An 18,880-nucleotide genomic window follows, 5' to 3' on the forward strand; every position below is an offset into this window, starting at 1 on the left:
ATGGATTGGCATAAACGTACCCCATAACAAAATCGCCACACGGATGTTGAAGTCATGCGAATCCTGCGCCGTGCCCTGCTCCTGATCCTGTTGCTCGCCCTCGGTGCCCTGGCGGTCGTCCTCTACTACATCGCCAATCCCAATCTACCGCAGTTCGACCAGCCGCAGCGGGTCCACTACCTCGACCAGTGGAGCGATGAGGCGCGCCAGACCTACTACTACACGCCCCAGGGCACCACGGTGAAAGGCCTGCACTACGCCTGGTTCACCGCATTGGAGATGCCCTTCTCCCGCGCCAAGTTCGCCGAGCCTGACCATCTGGCGCGTTTCGGCTTCCTCACCGATCCCCAGCAGCAGGCCAGCGAACTCAACCCGGGCAACCTGCCGGTGGGTTTCGCCCGCCACCAGGACGGCGAGAGCGGCGTGCAGTACCTGGATATCAGCTGCGCGGCCTGCCACAGCGGCGAGCTGCGCTACAAGGGCCAGGCCGTGCGCATCGACGGCGGCGCCGCCCTGCACTCGCTAGCCTCCACCGTGCCGACCCTGCGCGGCGGCGGCTTCGGCCAGGCGCTGGGCATGAGCATGCTGTTCACCTACTACAACCCGCTCAAGTTTAACCGCTTCGCCCACGAGGTGCTGGGCGAGGACTACGACAGCGGCAAGAGCCAGCTGCGCGCAGACTTCAAGGCGGTGCTCGACCGCCTGCTGGGCACCGCGATGAACGACTGGCACCGCGGCCTCTATCCCACCGAGGAGGGTTTCGGCCGTACCGACGCCTTCGGCCGCATCGCCAACAGCGTGTTCGGCGACGCCATCGACCCAAGCAACTACCGGGTGGCCAACGCGCCGGTCAGCTACCCACAGGTGTGGGACATCTGGAAGTTCGACTGGGTGCAGTGGAACGGTTCGGCCATGCAGCCGATGGCACGCAATATCGGCGAGGCGCTGGGTGTCGGCGCCACCCTGCACCTGTTCGACGAGAGCGGCCAACCGCTGATGCACGAGCAGCGCTACCCCTCCAGCGTGCGCCTGCGCGATCTCTACACCCTGGAAGAGACGCTCAAGCAGCTCAAGCCGCCTACCTGGCCCGAAGATATTCTCGGCAAGGTCGATATCGAGCTGGCCAGCCAGGGCCGCGCCCTGTTCGCCGAGAACTGCGCCTATTGCCACGCCCCGGACCCGGTGCCGCGTGATCAGCGCCTGGCACCGGCGCGCGATCCCGAATGGCACCTGCGCATCGTGCCGACCCGCATCATCGGCACCGACCCGACCGCCGCCGACAATATCGCCGACCACCGCTTCGACATCCGCAAGCTGGCCTGGAACAAGGACGAACTGGCCAAGCTGGACGTCAAGCTGTTCGGCGCCAGCCTGGACGAGGTGGATTTCGCCAGCATCTCCAGCGCCAAGGGCCTGGCCTATGTCACTGCCTACGTGGAGGATCGCGCCTACCGCGACGCCGGCATCCAGCCGCGCGAGCGCTGGCGCATGGATGGCTACGGCCTGGCCATCGGCGTGCAGGAGAAGCGTGGCTACAAGGCCCGCCCGCTGCACGGCATCTGGGCCACCCCGCCCTTCCTGCACAACGGCTCGGTGCCCAACCTGTTCCAGCTGCTCTCACCGGTGGTCGAGCGTGACACCCGCTTCTGGGTCGGCAACTTCGAGTACGACCCCAAGCGCGCCGGCTTCCTCACCGAGGAGTTCGAGGGCGGCTTCCTCTACGACACCTCGATCACCGGCAACGGCAACCGTGGCCACGAGTTCCGCGATGGCTGTCGCAGCGAGGGGGTGATCGGCCGCTACCTGGAACCCCAGGAGCGCTACGCGCTGATCGAGTATCTCAAGGTCATGGGCGACGAGCGCCTCGAGAAACAGCTCAAGCCTACCAAGAGCCGGCCCTGGACCCCGGGCCCCAGCTGCCAGAACAACTACTAAGGAACAGTCCCCATGCTCAAACGCTTCTGGCTCTGGCTGGGCCGCCTGCTCGGCAAACTGCTGCTGATTCTGCTGCTCGTCGGCCTGGTTGGCTGGGGCACGGGCGAGGCCTACTACGCCTGGAAATTCTCCGGCCCGGTCTCCGCCGAGGAGCAGATTCCCGCCGACGAGGCGGCCCTGACCCAGACCATCATCGAGGACGCCATCCGCATCGTCGAACAGCATCGCGACAATACCCGCGTGCTGCGCGATGCCCACGCCAAGGCCCATGGCTGCGTGAAGGCGGAGATGACGGTGCTGCCTGATCTGAGCCCGGAACTGCGCCACGGCGTGCTGGCCGAGCCGGGCAAGAGCTGGCAGGCCTGGATGCGCCTGTCCAACGGCAACGCCTATCCGCAGTTCGACAGCGCCCGCGACGCCCGCGGCATGGCCATCAAGCTGCTCGACGTGCCCGGCGACAAGCTGCTCAGCAGCAAGGCCACGGCCGGCGACCAGGACTTCGTGATGTTCAACAACTCGGTGTTCTTCGTGCGCGACGTGGCCGAGTACAAGCAGAACTTCGCCGCCCAGGCCGATGGCCACAAGGTGCTGGCCTTCTTCCCCAGTTGGGACCCGCGCAGCTGGGAGATCCGCCACCTGTTCATCGCCCTCAAGACCCTGGCGCCGGCACCGGACAGCCCGGTGTCCGCCACCTACAACTCCATCGCGCCGTTCAAGCTCGGCCCGCACAACATCAAGTACCGGGTGGTGCCGGACCCGCTGAGCTGCCCGCCCTACCAGCTACCGGAGCAGAACACCAAGCTGCCCAACTTCCTGCGCAATGCCCTCTACCAGCAGCTGTCGCTGGACCGGGTGCCGGCCTGCTTCGCCCTGCAGGTGCAGCGGCAGAACCCGCAGCACTACATGCCCATCGAGGACACCAGCGTGGAGTGGAGCGAGGCCATCTCGCCCTTCGTGACCGTGGCCACCGTCAAGGTGCCGGCCCAGGACTTCGATAGCCGCGAGCAGAACCTGTTCTGCGACAACCTGTCCTTCAACCCCTGGCACGCCCTGCCCGAGCACCGCCCGATCGGCGGCATCAACCGCCTGCGCAAGGCGGTGTACGAGGCCGTCAGCGTCTACCGCCACCAGCGCAACGACGCGCCGCAGGCGCACTGACGAAAAGGCCGCCTGCTGTTCGCTTAAGATAACGCCGCGATTTCTTTACAGAGTCGCGGCGTTTTTCTGGCTTGGCCAGCAGCGATGTCGCGCTCCCCTCTCCCGCCGGGAGAGGGGCTGGGGGTGAGGGACTATCGCCTACTCATTGCCTGGCCCTCACCCCGACCCTCTCCCAGAGGGAGAGGGAGCACAACAGCCACGGTGCCGTCGGCCGAGCGCGATGTTGCCAAGTGAACAGTGGCGGCCTGGTCTTTCAGAGATCAGATACGCACGAGTATCAGCTCACGCCAGCGCCACTCACACATAGCCAAGGCCCCAACAAACAAGGCCTCGCCCATGAGGTAGGCTTGGGCGAACAGCGATGCCGAGTTCGAGAGCCGCAGAGCCATCGCCATGCAGATAACCGCCCACAGGGCGTTGCCGCCGACGAGCCCATACAGCAGGGATCGCGGCCGCTTGTCGCGTACGGCGAGCGAGAAGGAGTAGCAGGCATACAGCAGGTTCACTACACCGACAAACATCAGCAGCTCATGCGCCACGCGATAGAGCTCGCTCAGCCAGGAGCCGAGCAGCAAGACGGCAGTGCCCGCCAAGGCTGCAGCTCCGCAGTCGAGCCATAGCAGATAACGAGCGGCGCTCGGTGGCATAGGCCGGTAGCCCCAGAACTCAGCAATCCAGGCGCGGAAAGCGCCCGGCAATCTCATCGCCAGTGGGCTCGGCCGCTCGCGTGGCCATCTGCAGGGCGAGCAGATGTGGAAACTCGCCGCTATCGAACCAATAGCGAGTGCCGGCCGGGATCGACAGCAGGTCGCCCTTCTCGCACAGCACGGCAAATACCCGCTCGCCGATATGCAGGTTGAGCAAGCCACGCCCGGCAAGCAGCAGATACCCTTGCGCAGCGGTGCTGCGCATCTCCTCGGGCCCTTCGGTCGACGGCTCGTCCCGATAGCGCGCCCGGCTCTGGCTGAGCAGCTCGACGCTGCTATAGCCACGCCCGCTCATCAGCTCGTCCAGCTGCGGGCGCAAGGCGTCGAGCACCTCGCTCCGGTCCTGGCCCGGCTGGATCGACGCATCGACCGGCCAGCGCTCGAACCCGGCGCCGACCTCGGCCAGCGTGGCGGCGATATCCTGCGCATGGGTCAGCATCTTGTCCGGTACTTGCGGGCTGGACTGGTGGTAGACGGTCAGGCTGCTCATCGACTTCTCCTGGGCTACCGCTCTTCGGGTAGGCGGCTGGCAATGATAAAGGCCGCCAGCAGGGCGACCAAGCTGGCGATGGCGAAGGTCCAGGCCGGACCGAGACCGGCCCAGCTATAGCCGGCATACAGGGCGCCCAGGGCGCCTCCGGTGCCGGCTAGGGCCGCGTACAGGGCCTGGCCCTGACCCTGCTGGCCCGGGCCGAAGCTGCGCTGGACGAAGTGAATGGCGGCGGCATGGAAGCTGCCGAAGGTGGCCGCGTGCAACAGCTGGGCGAACAGCAGCACCATCAGGTTGTCGGCCAGATTGCCCAGCAGCAACCAACGCAGCGCCGCCAGCAGGAAACTGGCGGCCAGCACCCGGCGCAGCGAGAAGCGCACCAGCACGCGGGCCATGAACAGGAACAGGACGATCTCCGCCACCACGCCCAGCGCCCACATCTGGCCGATGAAGCCGCGCGCGTAACCGAGGCCCTCCAGGTGCAGGGTGAGGAAGGTGTAGTAAGGCCCATGCGACAGCTGCATCAGGCACACGCAGAGGAAGAAGGCCGGTACGCCGGGCCGCCGCAGCTGAGCCAGGAAGCCGCCCTCCTCGCCCTGCCCGGCCCGCGCCTGCGGCAGCGCGTTGGGCACCCACAGGCTGCCGGCGAGGATGCCGGCGAGGATCAGCGCCGTGGCGAGCGGGAACAGCCCGGGACCGAGGCGCTGGAATAGCTCGCCCAGGCCGATCACCGCGACGATGAAACCGATCGAGCCCCACAGGCGCAGCTGCGAGTAGCGCGCACTCTGCTCCCGCAGATGGGCCAGGGTGATCACCTCGAACTGCGGCAGCACCGCGTGCCAGAAGAAGGCATGCAGCGCCATCACCAGAGCCAGCCAGGCGTAGCTCTGGTCGACGAAGATCAGACAGAAGCTGGCCAGGGTGCAGACCGCGCCGAAACGCACGATGCGCAGGCGCTGGCCGCTGCGATCGCCCAGCCAGCCCCACAGGTTGGGAGCCAGGCAGCGCATCAGCATGGGGATGGCCACCAGCTCGCCGATGCGCGCCGGCGAGAAGCCCAGATGCTGGAAGTACAGCGGCAGGAAGGGCGCCGTGGCGCCCAGCATGGCGAAGTAGAAGAAATAGAACGCGGACAGCCGCCAGTACGGCAGAGATGCAGTCATGAGTGGCAAGCTTCAAGCGGCAAGCACGAGCATCGGCATACCCACTTCCGGCTCGTGGCTTGTCGCCTGTCGCTCAAAGCTGATCCAGCACCGGCGTTGCCACGCGCACATCGGCGTTCTGCGCGCGGTGGCGCAGCAGGTGATCGAGCAGCACTATGGCCATCATCGCCTCGGCGATGGGCGTGGCGCGGATGCCGACGCAGGGGTCGTGGCGACCCTTGGTGATGACCTCCACCGGATTACCGGCGACATCGATGGAGCGCCCCGGGGTGGTGATGCTGGAGGTCGGCTTGAGCGCCAGATGGGCGACGATCGGCTGGCCGCTGGAGATGCCGCCGAGGATGCCGCCTGCGTTGTTGCTGAGGAAGCCCTCCGGGGTCAGCTCGTCGCGGTGCTCGGTGCCGCGCTGGGCGACGCTGGCGAAACCGGCGCCGATCTCCACGCCCTTGACCGCGTTGATGCTCATCAACGCGTGGGCCAGGTCGGCATCCAGGCGGTCGAAGATCGGCTCGCCCAGACCCGGCATCACACCTTCGGCAACCACGGTGATCTTGGCGCCCACCGAATCCTGGTCGCGGCGCAGCTGGTCCATGTAAGCCTCCAGCTCCGGCACCTTGTCGGGATCGGGGCTGAAGAAGGCGTTCTGCTCGACGCTGTCCCAGGTCTTGAACGGAATCTCGATGGGACCGAGCTGACTCATATAGCCGCGGATGACGATGCCCTGGGCGGCCAGCACCTTCTTGGCGATGGCGCCGGCGGCCACGCGCATGGCGGTCTCGCGCGCCGAGCTGCGGCCGCCGCCACGGTAGTCGCGGATGCCGTACTTGTGGTGGTAGGTGTAGTCGGCGTGGGCCGGGCGGAACAGGTCCTTGATCGCCGAGTAGTCCTTGGACTTCTGGTCGGTATTGCGGATCAGCAGGCCGATCGGACAGCCGGTGGTCTTGCCCTCGAATACCCCGGAGAGGATTTCGACCTCGTCGGCCTCCTGGCGTTGGGTGGTGTGGCGGCTGGTGCCCGGCTTGCGACGGTCGAGGTCGCGCTGCAGGTCCTCCAGGGACAGCTCGATGCCCGGCGGGCAACCGTCGACTATGGCGACCAGGGCCGGGCCATGGCTCTCGCCGGCGGTGGTGACGGTGAACAGCTTGCCGTAGGTGTTGCCGGACATGCAGGGCGCTCCGCGTTTTCTGCCTCGAACGAAGGTCGGCGAGTATACCCCCGGCGCCCGGTCAGTTCACCTGCGAAACGGACGCAGCCCTGCGCAAGCGGCCGTTGGCCAGCCTGCAGTGGCGAGGAAAGTTGCCGATAATGCCGGTATGCACGCCCAAGGACGCCGCGAATGAGCGATACCGACGCCCAACGACCCGAAGAACAGGCCCCACAGCCCCCCCCTGGGAAGGGTTGGAGGCCGAGCATTTCCAGCTGCTGCGCCTGGCACCGCTGCCAGCCGACCGCAGCAGCGGCCTGCGTCCGCTACGTTTCGCCCGCCTCGGCCGCGCCGAACGCCACAGCACCGAGCAGAGCCTGCTGCTGCTCAGCGTGGAACTTTCGGGCCAGCGCCTGCGCCGCGAGCAGAATCGTCTCGAAGTGTGGGCCGACCATCGCAGCCGCGAGCTACGCTTCGGCGCGGACCAGGGACTGCAGATCGAGCCGGTCAACCGTGGCCTGGGGCGTTTCCTGCTGGCCCAGGGCATCGCCTGGGCGCGCCAGCGCTGGGGTAACTACGCGGTCGAGGGCGGCGCCCTGGCGGTGAAGGACGTGCTCAGCGAGGACGCCCGCCTGCGCCGTGACCATTTCCTGCGCATGCAGGGCTTCGAGGTGGCCTACCAGGACCTGGCGCAGGTCAAGGCCAGCTATGGCGCCAGCCGGGTCAACGTGCTCAATCCCGAGTGGAACCAGGACAAGGTGCAGGCGATCGACCTGCTCGACTGCGCCGCCATGCTGCAGCAGGCCGACCAGAAGCTGCACGAGCAAGAGGTCAGGATCACCAAGCTGGAGCGGCGCATCGACCAGTACAAGCGCGACGACAACGGCCTGCGCTTCACCATCGCCTGCCTGGTGGCGTTGGCGCTGTTCCAGGCCGGGCTGCTGATCTGGATCGCTACCCGTTGAGCGGCGGGATTAACGGCTGTAGGGTGGCCTCGCTCGCTCCGCGAGCAGCCCACCACCCTCGGTGTACTCCTACGACACCAGCCCGCAGCCCGGATGCAATCCGGGAAAGCAGGCGACCCCGTCCCCGGATTGCATCCGGGCTACAGCTTCAAGCTCTCAGGCGCGAGCGGAACAGCTGCTGATGCTCGCGACACTGCGCCGCGGCCAGTAGGAACACGCCGTGGCCGCCCTGCTCGAATTCCAGCCAGGTGAAGTCGACCTCCGGGTACAGCGCCTCGACATGCACTTGGCTGTTGCCCACCTCGACGATCAGCAGGCCCTTCTCGCTCAGGTGGTCGGCGGCCTCGGCCAGCATGCGCCGGACCAGGTCCAGGCCGTCGTCGCCGCAGGCCAGGCCCAACTCCGGCTCGTGGTGGTACTCGGCCGGCATGTCGGCGAAGTCCTCGGCGTCGACATAGGGCGGATTGGACACGATCAGGTCGAAGCGCTGCCCCGGCAGGCCGGCGAAACCATCGCCCTGCACCGTGTAGACCCGTTCCTCCAGCTCATGCCGCTCGATGTTCTGGTTGGCCACTTCCAGCGCCTCGAAGGACAGATCGCCCAGCACCACCTCGGCTTCGGGGAAGGCGTAGGCGCAAGCGATGCCGATGCAGCCGGAGCCGGTGCACAGATCGAGGATGCGCGCGGGTGCGGCCGGCAGCCAGGGCGCGAAACGTTGCGCGATCAGCTCGGCGATCGGCGAACGCGGCACCAGTACGCGCTCGTCGACCAGAAACGGCAGGCCACAGAACCAGGCCTCGCCGATCAGGTAGGCGGTCGGCACGCGCTCCTCGACGCGGCGGCGGATCAGCTCCAGCAGCTGCCGCTGCTCGTCCTCCTCCAGGCGGCAGTCCAGGTAAGCGTCGGCGATCTCGAACGGCAGGTGCAGGGCGCCCAGCACCAGTTGGCGGGCGTCGTCCCAGGCATTGTCGGTGCCGTGGCCGAAGAACAGGCCGGCCTCGTGGAAACGGCTGACGGCCCAGCGGATATGGTCGCGCACGGTGCGCAGGCGGGATGAAGACACGGTCGGGACCTCGAAAAGCGATGCGCGATTCTAGCAAAAGGTTCACAGATCGCGGCGGGGAGCACAGAATAGACGCATCGCCGCCAAGGAGCCTATCCATGTCCGAACCGAAAACCCTGTTCCAGCTGCTCGGACGCGGTTACTCCCCGGCCTCTTTGGGCAAGGCCACCCTGCTGATCATCGACGCCCAGGAGGAGTACCGCAGCGGTGCCCTGCGCCTGCCCGACATCGAACCGGCCATAGCGGAAATCACCACGCTGCTGCATGCCGCGCGCAACCTCGGCACGCCCGTCGTGCATGTGCGCCACCTGGGCATTCCCGGCGGCCTGCTCGATCCCCAGGGCCCGCGCGGCCGTTTCATCGAGGGGCTGGAGCCGCAGACCGACGAACCGCTGGTGGAGAAGCGCCTGCCCAATGCCTTCGCCGGCACCGACCTGCATGAGCGCCTGCAGGCACGGGGCCATCTGGACCTGATCATTTGCGGTTTCATGACCCACTCCAGCGTCAGCACCACGGTGCGCGCCGCCAAGGATTACGGTTACCGCTGCACCCTGATCGACGCCGCCTGCGCCACCCGCGACCTGCCCTACCAGGACGACCTGATTCCGGCGCGCGACCTGCACCGCATGACCCTGGCCGCCCTGGCCGACAACTACGCCATGGTGGTGCCACAGGCACGCGCCCTGATCTGACCGGAACCCTGGCGGCAGGCGCCGGTCTTAGCGCCGATAATCCAAGAGGAAGATCGGAATGAAGCTGCCCGAACAAGGATTCGATGCCCGCCGCCTGCGCCCACGGGGGCCGGGGCTGTGGCGCTGGCGCTTTCTCGCCGCACTGGCCGCGTTGTTCGCCGCCTTCGGCGTGCTGCTCGGCATGGCTGGCGCCGCCACCCTGCTCGGCCGGCCACCGGCGCTCGGCCCGCTCAACGACAGTGTCGGTGCCGCCCTCACCCTGCTGCTCTGCGGCCTGTTCCTGCTGTGGGGCGGCATCAATGTCTGGCGCCGCTGCCGCCGGCGCCTGCGCCGACGCCATGGCGACGAGCTGAGCCTGTCGCCGCATCTGCTGAAAAAGCGTGGCTGAAGCCGGTAAACTGGCCTCTACCGTGGAGGTCACGATGCAAGACGACGATTTTTCCCTGTTCCAATCCGCCGTACGCGGGGTCAAGCCGATCCGCCACGATCGCGCCGATACCGGCAAGCCCAAGGCCGACCGCCAGCGCATCCATACCCTGCGCCAGGCCGCAACGGTGAAGACCGACCAGGTCAAAGTGGACGGCCTCTCCGACCAGTTCGTCATCGACGTGGGCGCCGAGGACGAACTCTACTGGGCTCGCGACGGCGTGCAGGACGGCCAGATGCGCAAGCTCAAGGCCGGTCAGGTGCCCTTCGAAGGTAGCCTGGACCTGCACGGCATGAACGTGGAGAAGGCCCGCGAAATCCTCTGGGACTTCTTCGCCGAGGCCGCGCGCATGGAGGTACGCTGCGTGCGCGTGACCCATGGCAAGGCCGTGCGCATGGACGGCAAGCGGCCGATGATCAAGAGCCACGTCAACACCTGGCTGCGCCAGCACCCGCAGGTGCTGGGCTTCACCTCCTGCATCGCCAAGCATGGCGGCAGCGGCGCGGTGTACGTGCTGCTCAAGCGCACCATGCTCGAAGGCCGCGACGAGTACTGAACGAGCGGGCTGCTCGCGGCCGAGCCACAGCACGCAGCGCGGGGTCTCGCCTACACTGGAGCCGGCCGCCAGTCATGGCGGAGGTCGACGGCGCACTTCGCCCTTGCCAGCGACCGGTCCGCGCCCTACCCTGCGGCCCTGAGCATCAACCCCACAGGAAGACCCATGTCCCTGGAACAGCAATACACCGCGATTCTCGGCCAGCTTGGCGAGGACGTATCCCGCGAGGGCCTGCGCGACACCCCGAAACGCGCCGCCAAGGCCATGCAGTACCTCTGCCGCGGCTACCAGCAGACCCTCGAGGAAGTCACCAACGGCGCCCTGTTCAGCTCCGACAACAGCGAGATGGTGCTGGTGAAGAACATCGAGCTGTACTCGCTGTGCGAACACCACATGCTGCCCTTCATCGGCAAGGCGCACGTGGCCTACATTCCCAGCGGCAAGGTGCTCGGCCTGTCCAAGGTGGCGCGCATCGTCGACATGTATGCCCGTCGCCTGCAGATCCAGGAGAACCTCAGCCGGCAGATCGCCGAGGCCATCCAGCAAGTCACCGGTGCCCTGGGCGTGGCCGTGGTGATCGAGGCGCAGCACATGTGCATGATGATGCGCGGGGTGGAGAAGCAGAACTCGTCCATGGTCACTTCGGTGATGCTCGGCGAATTCCGCGAGAACGCCGCCACCCGCAGCGAGTTCCTCAGCCTGATCGGCTGAACGGCGCGCAGAAAAAAGCCCGGCACTGGCCGGGCTTTTTCGTTTTCAGGCTTCAGGCCTTCGGGCTGACCGGGTTTTCCGGGTACCAGACGTCCAGCAGCGGGCTCAGGGTGAAATCGTTCAACTCCTTGCGCCCTTTCAGCCAGGCTTCCAGCTGGCTGCGCTGCTCTTCGCTGACCGAGCCACGCTTGGCCAGGCAGACGAAACCATAGTCCTCGCCGCCGACATAACCCAGGCCATTGCCGTCGATGCCCTCGACCAGGAAGGCATCGACGAAATCGTCGATCTCGGCCTCGCTCAGGCCCTCGCGCAGGTTCAGGGTCAGTTCGCAGCCCAGCTCCTGGAACTCGTCGACGCACAGTTTCTTGCGCAGGCGGCGGGAACGGTTGGTGGCCATATACACTCCTAGGTACTCATTGATTGCAACGGGCGGCACTCTAGCAGAGTGCGGCAGCGACTGCCCGTCCGCTCAGAAAAAACTCGTCCGAACGCTTGCCGCAACGGTGCTTCGGGCATAATGCATGTCATCCATCCAGCCGTGTCCACCTTGCCCCATGATCAGAATTCCGCGCTCCATCGCCCTCGCCCCGCTGCTGTTGTCACTCGCCCTGCCCGTGTTCGCCGTGCAAACCAGCAGCGTGTTGCCGAGCAAGGTGCAGCAGTCGCTCAAGGCCAACAAGATCTCCGCCAACAGCCTCTCGGTCGTGGCCCTGCCGCTGGACGGAGTCGGCACCGGCATCCTCTACAACGCCGACGTGTCGGTGAACCCGGCCTCGACCATGAAGCTGGTCACCACCTACGCGGCCCTGGAGCTGCTCGGTCCGACCTACCAGTGGCAAACCGAGTTCTATGGCGACGGCCCGCTGAAGGACGGCGTGCTCAACGGCAATCTCTATCTCAAGGGCGGCGGCGATCCCAAGCTGAACATGGAGAAGCTCTGGCTGATGATGCGCGACCTGCGTGCCAACGGCGTACAGCGCATCACCGGCGACCTGGTGCTGGATCGCAACCACTTTCGCCACCCGACACTGCCCACCTTCAACGACGATGGTGGTGACCCCAACAAGCCCTTCCTGGTCGGCCCCGACTCGCTGCTGGTCAACCTCAAGGCCGTGCGCATGATCACCCGCACCGCAGGCGGCAAGGTCAGCGTGATGATGGAGCCGCCGTTGACCAACGTGCGCATCGACAACCAGGTCAAGGCGCTCGGCGCCGCCAAGTGCCCCTCCTGGCCGGACGTGCGCTACAACCCGGTGACCCAGTACGACGGCACCACCCTGGTGGTGACCGGCAAACTGGCCGAGGGCTGCAGCGCGCAGAGCTACCTGGCCCTGCTCGACCACCCCGGCTACGCCGCCGGTGCCGTGCGCGCCATCTGGCAGGAGCTGGGGGGCAGCATCCTCGGCAGGGACCGCGTCGGTGATGTGCCGAAAGGCGCCAGGCTGCTGGCGCGGACCTTCTCCCCGGACCTGGTGGAGATCATTCGCGACATCAACAAGTACAGCAACAACACCATGGCGCAGCAGCTGTTCCTCAGCCTGGGCGCCAAATTCCGCGACCGCGTCGACGCCGACGACGCCAAGGCGGCGCAGCGGGTGATTCGCGCCTGGCTGGCGAAGAAGGGCATCACCGCGCCGCACCTGGTGGTCGAGAACGGCTCGGGCCTGTCACGCGCCGAACGGGTCAGCGCCCGCGAGCTGGCCGGCATGCTGCAGGCCGCCTGGCACAGTCCCTACGCGCCCGAGTTCATCGCCTCCATGCCGCTGGTGGGCATGGACGGCACCATGCGCAAGCGCCTGAAGAACACCGCCATGCAGGGGCAGGCCCATATCAAGACCGGCACGCTGAACAACGTGCGCGCCATCGCCGGCTTCACCCGCACGGCCAAGGGGCAGAACTGGGTGGTGGTGGCCATCCTCAACGACCCACGCCCCTGGGGCGCCTCGGCGATCCTCGACCAGATACTGGTGGATATCTACCGGCGCTGAGTGCGCGCCGGGAACGCTCGCCTGATGGCGTAATGCCGCTGCCTCCCCTCTCCCCGGCGGGGAGAGGGAATCTGCCTGGCCACGCAGCGCAGGCGCGCGAGTCAGGTCTTGATGGTCAGGCGCCAGGCGCGGTGGATCTTCGGGTTGCGGGCGAAGTCCTGATCGAGGGTCTGCGCGCTGATTTCCTCCACCGCATAACGCTCCTCCAGGCTCGGATCGAGCTGGAACTTGCGGAAGTTGTTGGAGAAGTACAGCACCCCGCCCCTGGCCAGGCGGGCCATGGCCAGGTCGAGCAGGCGCACCTGGTCGCGCTGCACGTCGAACACCCCCTCCATGCGCTTGGAGTTGGAGAAGGTCGGCGGATCGATGAAGATCAGGTCGTACTCGCCGCGATCCTTCTCCAGCCATTCCATGACGTTGGCCTGCTCCAGTTTCTGCTTGTCGGAGAAGCCGTTGAGCGCCAGGTTGCGCCGCGCCCAGTCCAGATAGGTCTTCGACAGGTCGACGCTGGTGGTACTGCGCGCGCCGCCCTTGGCCGCGTGCACGGTGGCGGTGGCGGTGTAGCAGAACAGGTTGAGGAAGCGCTTGCCGGCCGCCTCTTTCTGGATGCGCAGGCGCAGCGGGCGGTGGTCGAGGAACAGGCCGGTGTCCAGGTAGTCGGTGAGGTTGACCAGCAGGCGCGCGCCGCCCTCGGTCACTTCCATGAACTGCCCCTGGCTGGCCTGCCGCTCGTACTGCCGGGTGCCGCTCTGCCGCTCGCGGCGCTTGATCACCACTTGATCGGGCGAGATGCCCAGGGCCACCGGAATGGCCGCCAGAGCATCGAGCAGGCGCGCCTGGGCCTTGTCCGGGTCGATGGAGCGCGGCGGCGCGTATTCCTGCACATGCACCCAGTCGCGGTACAGGTCCACGGCCAGGGCGTACTCGGGCATGTCGGCGTCGTACAGGCGGTAGCACTCGATGCCGGCCTTCTTCGCCCACTTGCCCAGGCTCTTGAGGTTCTTCTGCAGGCGGTTGGCGAACATCTGCCCACCCTCGGACAGGCGCGCCGGCTCGCTGGCCGCGGGGGCGGCGCCGCCCACCTCGCCCGTCTGGCGGCGGTCGCCGGTGACGAACTGTTCCGGCAGCACCTTGAACAGCAGCAGCTTGCACGGCAGCGCGCCGTTCCAGAAGGCGTACTGCTTGTGGCTGCGCAGGCCCATGCGCTTGCCCAGCTCGGGCGCGCCGGTGAACACCGCCGCCTCCCAGTTCAGGCAGCTCTGGCGCAGGCGCTCGCCGAGGTTCTGGTAGAGATAGAGCAGACTCGCCTCGTCGCCCAGGCGCTCGCCGTAGGGCGGGTTGCTGACGATCAGGCCGGTCTGGTTCTTGTCCGGGCGCGGCTCGAAGGTGGCCAGCTCGCCCTGGTACAGCTTGACCCACTCGCCCAGGCCGGCCCGTTCGATATTGTTGCGCGCCGGCTGGATTAGCCGCGGGTCGGCCTCGTAGCCGCGAATCCACAACGGCGGCCTGGCCAGGCCGGCGGCGGCACGCTGCTCGGCCTCGGCATGCAGCTTCTTCCAGATCGCCGGCACATGGCCCAGCCAACTGGAGAAGCCCCAGCGCTCGCGCTTGAGGTTGGGCGCCATGTCGGTGGCCATCATGGCCGCCTCGACCAGGAAGGTGCCGACGCCGCACATGGGGTCGGCCAGGGCGCCGCCCTCTGCGGCGATGCGCGGCCAGCCGGCGCGCAGCAGGATGGCCGCCGCCAGGTTCTCCTTGAGCGGCGCGGCGCCCTGCTGCAGACGATAGCCACGCTGATGCAGGCTGTGCCCGGAAAGGTCCAGCGACAGCACCGCCTCGCCACGATCCAGGCGCAAGTGCACGCGCAGGTGCGGGTCGACCTTGTCGATCGACGGGCGGATGCCGGCCGGGGTACGCAGCTTGTCGACTATGGCGTCCTTGACCTTGAGCGCGCCGAAGTGGGTGTTGTCGATGCCGGCGCCGTGGCCGCTGAACTCCACCGCCAGGGTGCCGGCCGGGTCCAGGTGCTCGGCCCAGTCCACCGCCAGCACGCCCTGATAGAGGTCTTCGGCGTTGCTCACCGGGAAGCGGCGCAGCACCAGCAGCACGCGGTTGGCCAGGCGCGACCAGAGGCACAGGCGATAGCCCACTTCGATTTCGGCAAAACCGCGCACGGCGGCGGTCTGCTCGCGGGCCTCCTCCAGCCCCAGGCCACTGGCTTCTTCGAGCAACAGGCCTTCCAGGCTCTTGGGACAGGTCAGGATCAGTTCGTAGCGGTCAGACATGGAGTATCCAATGGTTGTGGCGGCCTGCCGGCCACCATAGGCGACTGATGGTCGCACCGCGACCCTTCGTCGGAATAGCCAAGGAGCCAGACGAGATCGGTTCGCACTGGCAAATCGCCTCTGCTCACCGTCGGGACTCGCCAACGACGCGCCCCTCACTCTCGATTCGCTCCCCCTCGGGAGCCCGGCTTATGGCTCCCATCATTCTCGCGTTACGCTCTTATGACAAAACGATCATTCACAGGCCGAAACGCATTGGTTAGAAATCAACTCAAGGCCGGCACCGCAATGGTGCTGGCAGGTGGCCCGTCACGCCGGCAACGGGCCCCGCTGGCAGATAGTTTTCTGCCCGGTCCCACCAAGGGACCAACGGGACATAACAGTCAACAGTGAGGGCAACACCCGATGAGAAGACTTAAGCGTGATCCGTTGGAACGAGCTTTCTTGCGCGGTTATCAGCACGGCATTCATGGCAAATCCCGCGATATGTGTCCTTTCACCCACCCGACCACCCGTCAAGCCTGGATCAATGGCTGGCGCGAGGGCCGTGGCGATAACTGGGACGGCCTGACCGGCGCCGCCGGTATCCACAGACTCAACGAACTTCACGCTGTCGGTTGACCGACTTCACCAAGCCGTCCCATCCGGACGGCAGGGCGAGAGCCCAGGGCCCCTCAGGGGCCCTTTTTATTGCCCTTTCGGCAGAGCCGCGATGGCGTCCACCGCCTCGCGGATCAATGCCGGCCCCCTGTAGATGAAACCGGAATAGATCTGCACCAGGCTGGCGCCGGCGGCGATCTTCTCCGCCGCATGGCTGCCCTCGGTGATGCCACCCACGGCGATGATCGGCAGGCGCCCCTTGAGCTCGCCGGCCAGCACCCGCACGGTGTGGGTGCTCTTGTCGCGCACCGGCGCACCGGACAGACCGCCGGCCTCGTTGCCGAACGGCAGCCCCTCCACGCCTTCGCGACCGAGGGTGGTGTTGGTGGCGATCACCGCGTCCATGCCGGTCTCGACCAGCGCCTGGGCCACCTGCACGGTCTCCTCGTCGCTCATGTCCGGGGCGATCTTGATCGCCAGTGGCACGCGCTTGCCGTGCTGGGTGGCCAGCTCCTGCTGGCGCTGGCTCAGGGCTGCGAGCAGCTGCTTGAGCTGGTCGCCGAACTGCAGGCTGCGCAGGCCGGGGGTGTTCGGCGAGCTGACGTTGACAGTGATGTAGCTGGCGTGGGCATAGACCTTGTCCAGGCCGATCAGGTAGTCGTCCACCGCGCGCTCGACCGGAGTGTCGAAGTTCTTGCCGATGTTGATGCCCAGCACGCCCTTGTATTTCGCCGCCTGGACCCGCGCCAGCAGGTGCTCGACGCCCTGGTTGTTGAAGCCCATGCGATTGATGATGGCATTGGCCTGCGGCAGGCGGAACAGGCGCGGCTTGGGGTTGCCCGGCTGCGGGCGCGGGGTGACGGTGCCGATCTCGACGAAACCGAAGCCGAGCTGGGCGAAGCCGTCGATGGCGTCGCCGTTCTTGTCCAGGCCGGCGGCCAGCCCCACCGGGTTGGGGAACTCCAGCCCCATCACCCGCACCGGCAGCTTGACCGGCGCCTTGCACAGCAGGCCGTTGAGTCCCAGGCGCCCCCCTGCGCCGATCAGGTCGATGGACAGTTCGTGGGAGGTTTCGGGGGCGAGACGGAACAGCAGCGCGCGGGCCAGGTCGTACATGGGGGATCGGCTCGGATAGGGTGACAGTGGGATGCAGGGCGCGATTATAGCCGTCGACACTAGCCTCAGGCGAGGCAAGGGAGTAATAAGAGCTATTGCAGCTGGCGCAGGTCGAGCAGTTCCCCGGCCATACTGAACTCCAGCTCGAATACGCCATGTATGCCGTCGTGGCGCAGGAAAGGACGCAGGTGATGGGCCGGTAGACTGACTTTACGGCCATCGCGACTGTACAGCAGCACTCGATTGGCACGCCCCTGGTACACGGCCAGGAAGCGTTCGGCGGGCAAGGCGATATCCAGCACCAGGCTGGGCATGGAGGCATCCTCGAAATGACGACCCCTATTCTGCCACAGGCGAGGCCGCGCGCTCGGCTGCCATGGCACTATCTCGGCGCCTGGATAGTGCGCCGAACCGATGGCTCTGCCACACTGGCACAGTAGTACCAGGCAACCTTCCTCGGGTCATGCGCTTGTCCGAATCCACCACCATTGCCTCGCGCCTTTCCGCCCTCGCCCAACGCCTCGGGCTGAGCGGTCGTGGGCCGCGTCTGATCTTCGAGCGCGCCCGCCACCTGCGCCTGCCGTTTCGCGCCTTGCCGCAGCCGGCCGAGAGCATCTGGTGGGCCGCCGGGCCGCCATTGCAGCGCCTGGTCGACCTACCGCGCGATGCCCTGTCCGGCCCGGTGCAGGAGGACAAGGCCGCCGCCCGCAGCGTGTTGATGGCGGTGGTCGAGCGCGAGCAGCTGCACCTGGACAACTTCGACCTGCGCCTGATCGACGGCCTGTGCAGCCCGCCCCCCAGCCTGGACGACAGCCTGGGCAGCTTCGAGGAACTGGCCGCCAGCCCGCTCGGGCGCTGCGCCCGCATCATCAGCTACAAGGACTTTCTCAAGACCGTCAGCCACGCCATGCCGCGCTTCCTGGCCGCCGAGCCAGTGGAGCTGCGCCAGGCCAGCTGGCACGGGGAGCGCCTGTTCTGGGCCGGCGAACAGCACGGTGAAAGCTTCGCCTGCGCCATCGCCTACGCCCGCCTGCGCGGCCTGGAAGTGACCCTGCCGGGAGAGCTGATCCGCTACCACCTGAGTGGCGACGGCCTGGCCGAGCTGCGCCGGCGCTACCATATGCTGGCCATGCCGGTGCAGGCCTGGAGCGAGCCGGCCTTCATGAGCCTGCTGCTGGATCACGGCCTGCCCTATGCGCGCCTGTCGCTGCTGCGCTACCCGGATGCGCCGGAGTTCCTGCTGCTGCCGAAAGACTCGCAGGAGGCCAATGCCCTGGGCGAGGGGCTGCGCCTGGCCGGCGCCCCGGATGTGATCGCCTACCTCGAGGCCCTGCACCAGCGCACCTCGGAATGAACGCTGGCGCAGCGATCTCAGAGGCGTGAGGGGGCGAGGTGCACCTCCTGGGTCACGCCCCAGCCATCCAGCACTCCACCCAGGGGCACCACCAGCGCCTCCAGATCCTGCTCGAAATCGCCTATTCCGGCATGGGTGGCATACATCACCTTGCTCACCTGCAAGTGCCAGGCGCCGTCGTCGCCGATCTGCACCTGGGCGTTCAGCGACTCCCCGCGGAACTGCCTGGCGGCCTGTCTGGCGCGCGCTTCGTCGGGGAAGATGGCGTAGAACTCGATGGGGTGAACCCGGGCGAAATCGAAGCCCCCTTCTTTCATGCGGCGCAGAACGTTACTGCTGACATCATCTTGGAAGGCTGTGCTCATGAAACGACCTCCTTCAGGCGATGGATTGACCGCAGCCGCCAACGCTAGGCGGCCCTGCGACACCAAGCGGTGCCGCCCGAGCACCAGGCAGGAACTGCCCGGTCTGTCATGTGCAGGCGCAAGCCCGCGAGCGGCTGGCCAGACGAATGCCGGCCGGTGCC

At 66.9% G+C, this 18,880-nt stretch carries 19 protein-coding genes and 1 pseudogene; 10 read left to right on the top strand and 10 right to left on the bottom strand.

The window, feature by feature from the left end:
* Positions 1 to 54 precede the first annotated feature (54 nt).
* Together AAFN46_RS05535 and AAFN46_RS05540 are read left to right on the top strand one after the other, a co-directional pair.
* A complete protein-coding gene (locus AAFN46_RS05535) occupies positions 55 to 1,935 on the top strand; it encodes a di-heme-cytochrome C peroxidase (RefSeq protein WP_347807695.1) in 1,881 nt (626 codons plus the stop codon).
* Between the two features lie 12 nt (positions 1,936 to 1,947).
* Positions 1,948 to 3,093 (top strand): catalase family protein, encoded by a 1,146-nt coding sequence (locus AAFN46_RS05540; protein ID WP_347807696.1) that lies wholly within the window; start codon positions 1,948 to 1,950, stop codon positions 3,091 to 3,093.
* 260 nt (positions 3,094 to 3,353) lie between these two features.
* On the opposite strand, the gene AAFN46_RS05545 is transcribed toward AAFN46_RS05540, so the two are convergent.
* The 4 genes from AAFN46_RS05545 to aroC form a co-directional block, all read right to left on the bottom strand.
* The gene (locus tag AAFN46_RS05545; RefSeq protein WP_347807907.1) at positions 3,354 to 3,797 is read right to left on the bottom strand and encodes a hypothetical protein; all 444 of its coding nucleotides are present in this window, start codon (positions 3,795 to 3,797) and stop codon (positions 3,354 to 3,356) included.
* Positions 3,760 to 4,290 (bottom strand): acireductone dioxygenase, encoded by a 531-nt coding sequence (locus tag AAFN46_RS05550; RefSeq protein WP_347807697.1) that lies wholly within the window; start codon positions 4,288 to 4,290, stop codon positions 3,760 to 3,762. Before AAFN46_RS05550 ends, AAFN46_RS05545 begins: the two co-directional genes overlap by 38 nt.
* A gap of 14 nt (positions 4,291 to 4,304) precedes the next feature.
* Complete coding sequence (locus AAFN46_RS05555; RefSeq protein ID WP_347807698.1) at positions 4,305 to 5,453, bottom strand: MFS transporter; 1,149 nt, start codon at positions 5,451 to 5,453, stop codon at positions 4,305 to 4,307.
* A 73-nt stretch (positions 5,454 to 5,526) separates the two neighbouring features.
* The gene (gene aroC / locus AAFN46_RS05560) at positions 5,527 to 6,618 is read right to left on the bottom strand and encodes a chorismate synthase (RefSeq protein ID WP_347807699.1); all 1,092 of its coding nucleotides are present in this window, start codon (positions 6,616 to 6,618) and stop codon (positions 5,527 to 5,529) included.
* A 171-nt stretch (positions 6,619 to 6,789) separates the two neighbouring features.
* Here aroC and AAFN46_RS05565 point away from each other — a divergent pair.
* Positions 6,790 to 7,562 (top strand): annotated as a pseudogene (locus AAFN46_RS05565) (hypothetical protein).
* Positions 7,563 to 7,710: 148 nt separating this feature from the next.
* On the opposite strand, the gene prmB reads toward AAFN46_RS05565, so the two are convergent.
* Positions 7,711 to 8,625: a 50S ribosomal protein L3 N(5)-glutamine methyltransferase gene (prmB, locus tag AAFN46_RS05570; RefSeq protein ID WP_347807700.1), complete on the bottom strand. Its 915-nt coding sequence runs from the start codon at positions 8,623 to 8,625 to the stop codon at positions 7,711 to 7,713.
* 98 nt (positions 8,626 to 8,723) lie between these two features.
* Between prmB and AAFN46_RS05575 the strand changes: the two genes are divergently transcribed.
* The 4 genes from AAFN46_RS05575 (at position 8,724) to folE (ending at position 11,011) form a co-directional block, all read left to right on the top strand.
* Positions 8,724 to 9,317, top strand: a complete 594-nt coding sequence (locus AAFN46_RS05575) for a cysteine hydrolase family protein (RefSeq protein WP_347807701.1) — start codon at positions 8,724 to 8,726, stop codon at positions 9,315 to 9,317.
* 58 nt (positions 9,318 to 9,375) lie between these two features.
* Positions 9,376 to 9,705 carry a hypothetical protein gene (locus AAFN46_RS05580; protein WP_347807702.1) on the top strand — a complete coding sequence of 110 codons (330 nt, stop codon included), beginning with the start codon at positions 9,376 to 9,378 and terminating at the stop codon, positions 9,703 to 9,705.
* Between the two features lie 34 nt (positions 9,706 to 9,739).
* Positions 9,740 to 10,300, top strand: coding sequence for a Smr/MutS family protein (locus AAFN46_RS05585; RefSeq protein WP_347807703.1), 561 nt, complete (start codon positions 9,740 to 9,742; stop codon positions 10,298 to 10,300).
* A gap of 165 nt (positions 10,301 to 10,465) precedes the next feature.
* Positions 10,466 to 11,011: a GTP cyclohydrolase I FolE gene (folE, locus tag AAFN46_RS05590; protein WP_347807704.1), complete on the top strand. Its 546-nt coding sequence runs from the start codon at positions 10,466 to 10,468 to the stop codon at positions 11,009 to 11,011.
* Positions 11,012 to 11,063: 52 nt separating this feature from the next.
* On the opposite strand, the gene AAFN46_RS05595 is transcribed toward folE, so the two are convergent.
* On the bottom strand, positions 11,064 to 11,408 hold the full coding sequence (locus AAFN46_RS05595; protein ID WP_347807705.1) for a 50S ribosome-binding protein YggL: 345 nt from the start codon (positions 11,406 to 11,408) through the stop codon (positions 11,064 to 11,066).
* 157 nt (positions 11,409 to 11,565) lie between these two features.
* Between AAFN46_RS05595 and dacB the strand changes: the two genes are divergently transcribed.
* Positions 11,566 to 12,999 (top strand): D-alanyl-D-alanine carboxypeptidase/D-alanyl-D-alanine-endopeptidase, encoded by a 1,434-nt coding sequence (gene dacB, locus AAFN46_RS05600; RefSeq protein ID WP_347807706.1) that lies wholly within the window; start codon positions 11,566 to 11,568, stop codon positions 12,997 to 12,999.
* A gap of 101 nt (positions 13,000 to 13,100) precedes the next feature.
* Here dacB and rlmKL read toward each other — a convergent pair whose 3' ends face one another.
* Complete coding sequence (gene rlmKL / locus AAFN46_RS05605) at positions 13,101 to 15,284, bottom strand: bifunctional 23S rRNA (guanine(2069)-N(7))-methyltransferase RlmK/23S rRNA (guanine(2445)-N(2))-methyltransferase RlmL (protein ID WP_347807707.1); 2,184 nt, start codon at positions 15,282 to 15,284, stop codon at positions 13,101 to 13,103.
* A 405-nt stretch (positions 15,285 to 15,689) separates the two neighbouring features.
* Between rlmKL and rmf the strand changes: the two genes are divergently transcribed.
* A complete protein-coding gene (gene rmf / locus AAFN46_RS05610; protein ID WP_043307847.1) occupies positions 15,690 to 15,905 on the top strand; it encodes a ribosome modulation factor in 216 nt (71 codons plus the stop codon).
* 66 nt (positions 15,906 to 15,971) lie between these two features.
* Here rmf and AAFN46_RS05615 read toward each other — a convergent pair whose 3' ends face one another.
* Positions 15,972 to 17,000, bottom strand: coding sequence for a quinone-dependent dihydroorotate dehydrogenase (locus AAFN46_RS05615; protein ID WP_347807708.1), 1,029 nt, complete (start codon positions 16,998 to 17,000; stop codon positions 15,972 to 15,974).
* 92 nt (positions 17,001 to 17,092) lie between these two features.
* Positions 17,093 to 17,314 (bottom strand): DUF2835 domain-containing protein, encoded by a 222-nt coding sequence (locus AAFN46_RS05620; RefSeq protein WP_347807709.1) that lies wholly within the window; start codon positions 17,312 to 17,314, stop codon positions 17,093 to 17,095.
* A 149-nt stretch (positions 17,315 to 17,463) separates the two neighbouring features.
* Between AAFN46_RS05620 and AAFN46_RS05625 the strand changes: the two genes are divergently transcribed.
* Complete coding sequence (locus AAFN46_RS05625) at positions 17,464 to 18,354, top strand: DUF6685 family protein (RefSeq protein ID WP_347807710.1); 891 nt, start codon at positions 17,464 to 17,466, stop codon at positions 18,352 to 18,354.
* A 17-nt stretch (positions 18,355 to 18,371) separates the two neighbouring features.
* On the opposite strand, the gene AAFN46_RS05630 is transcribed toward AAFN46_RS05625, so the two are convergent.
* Complete coding sequence (locus AAFN46_RS05630) at positions 18,372 to 18,719, bottom strand: ribonuclease E inhibitor RraB (protein ID WP_347807711.1); 348 nt, start codon at positions 18,717 to 18,719, stop codon at positions 18,372 to 18,374.
* Positions 18,720 to 18,880: the final 161 nt, after the last annotated feature.

Origin of the sequence: Pseudomonas sp. CAU 1711, from assembly GCF_039888625.1 — a bacterium.
Taxonomy (GTDB): Bacteria; Pseudomonadota; Gammaproteobacteria; order Pseudomonadales; family Pseudomonadaceae; genus Aquipseudomonas.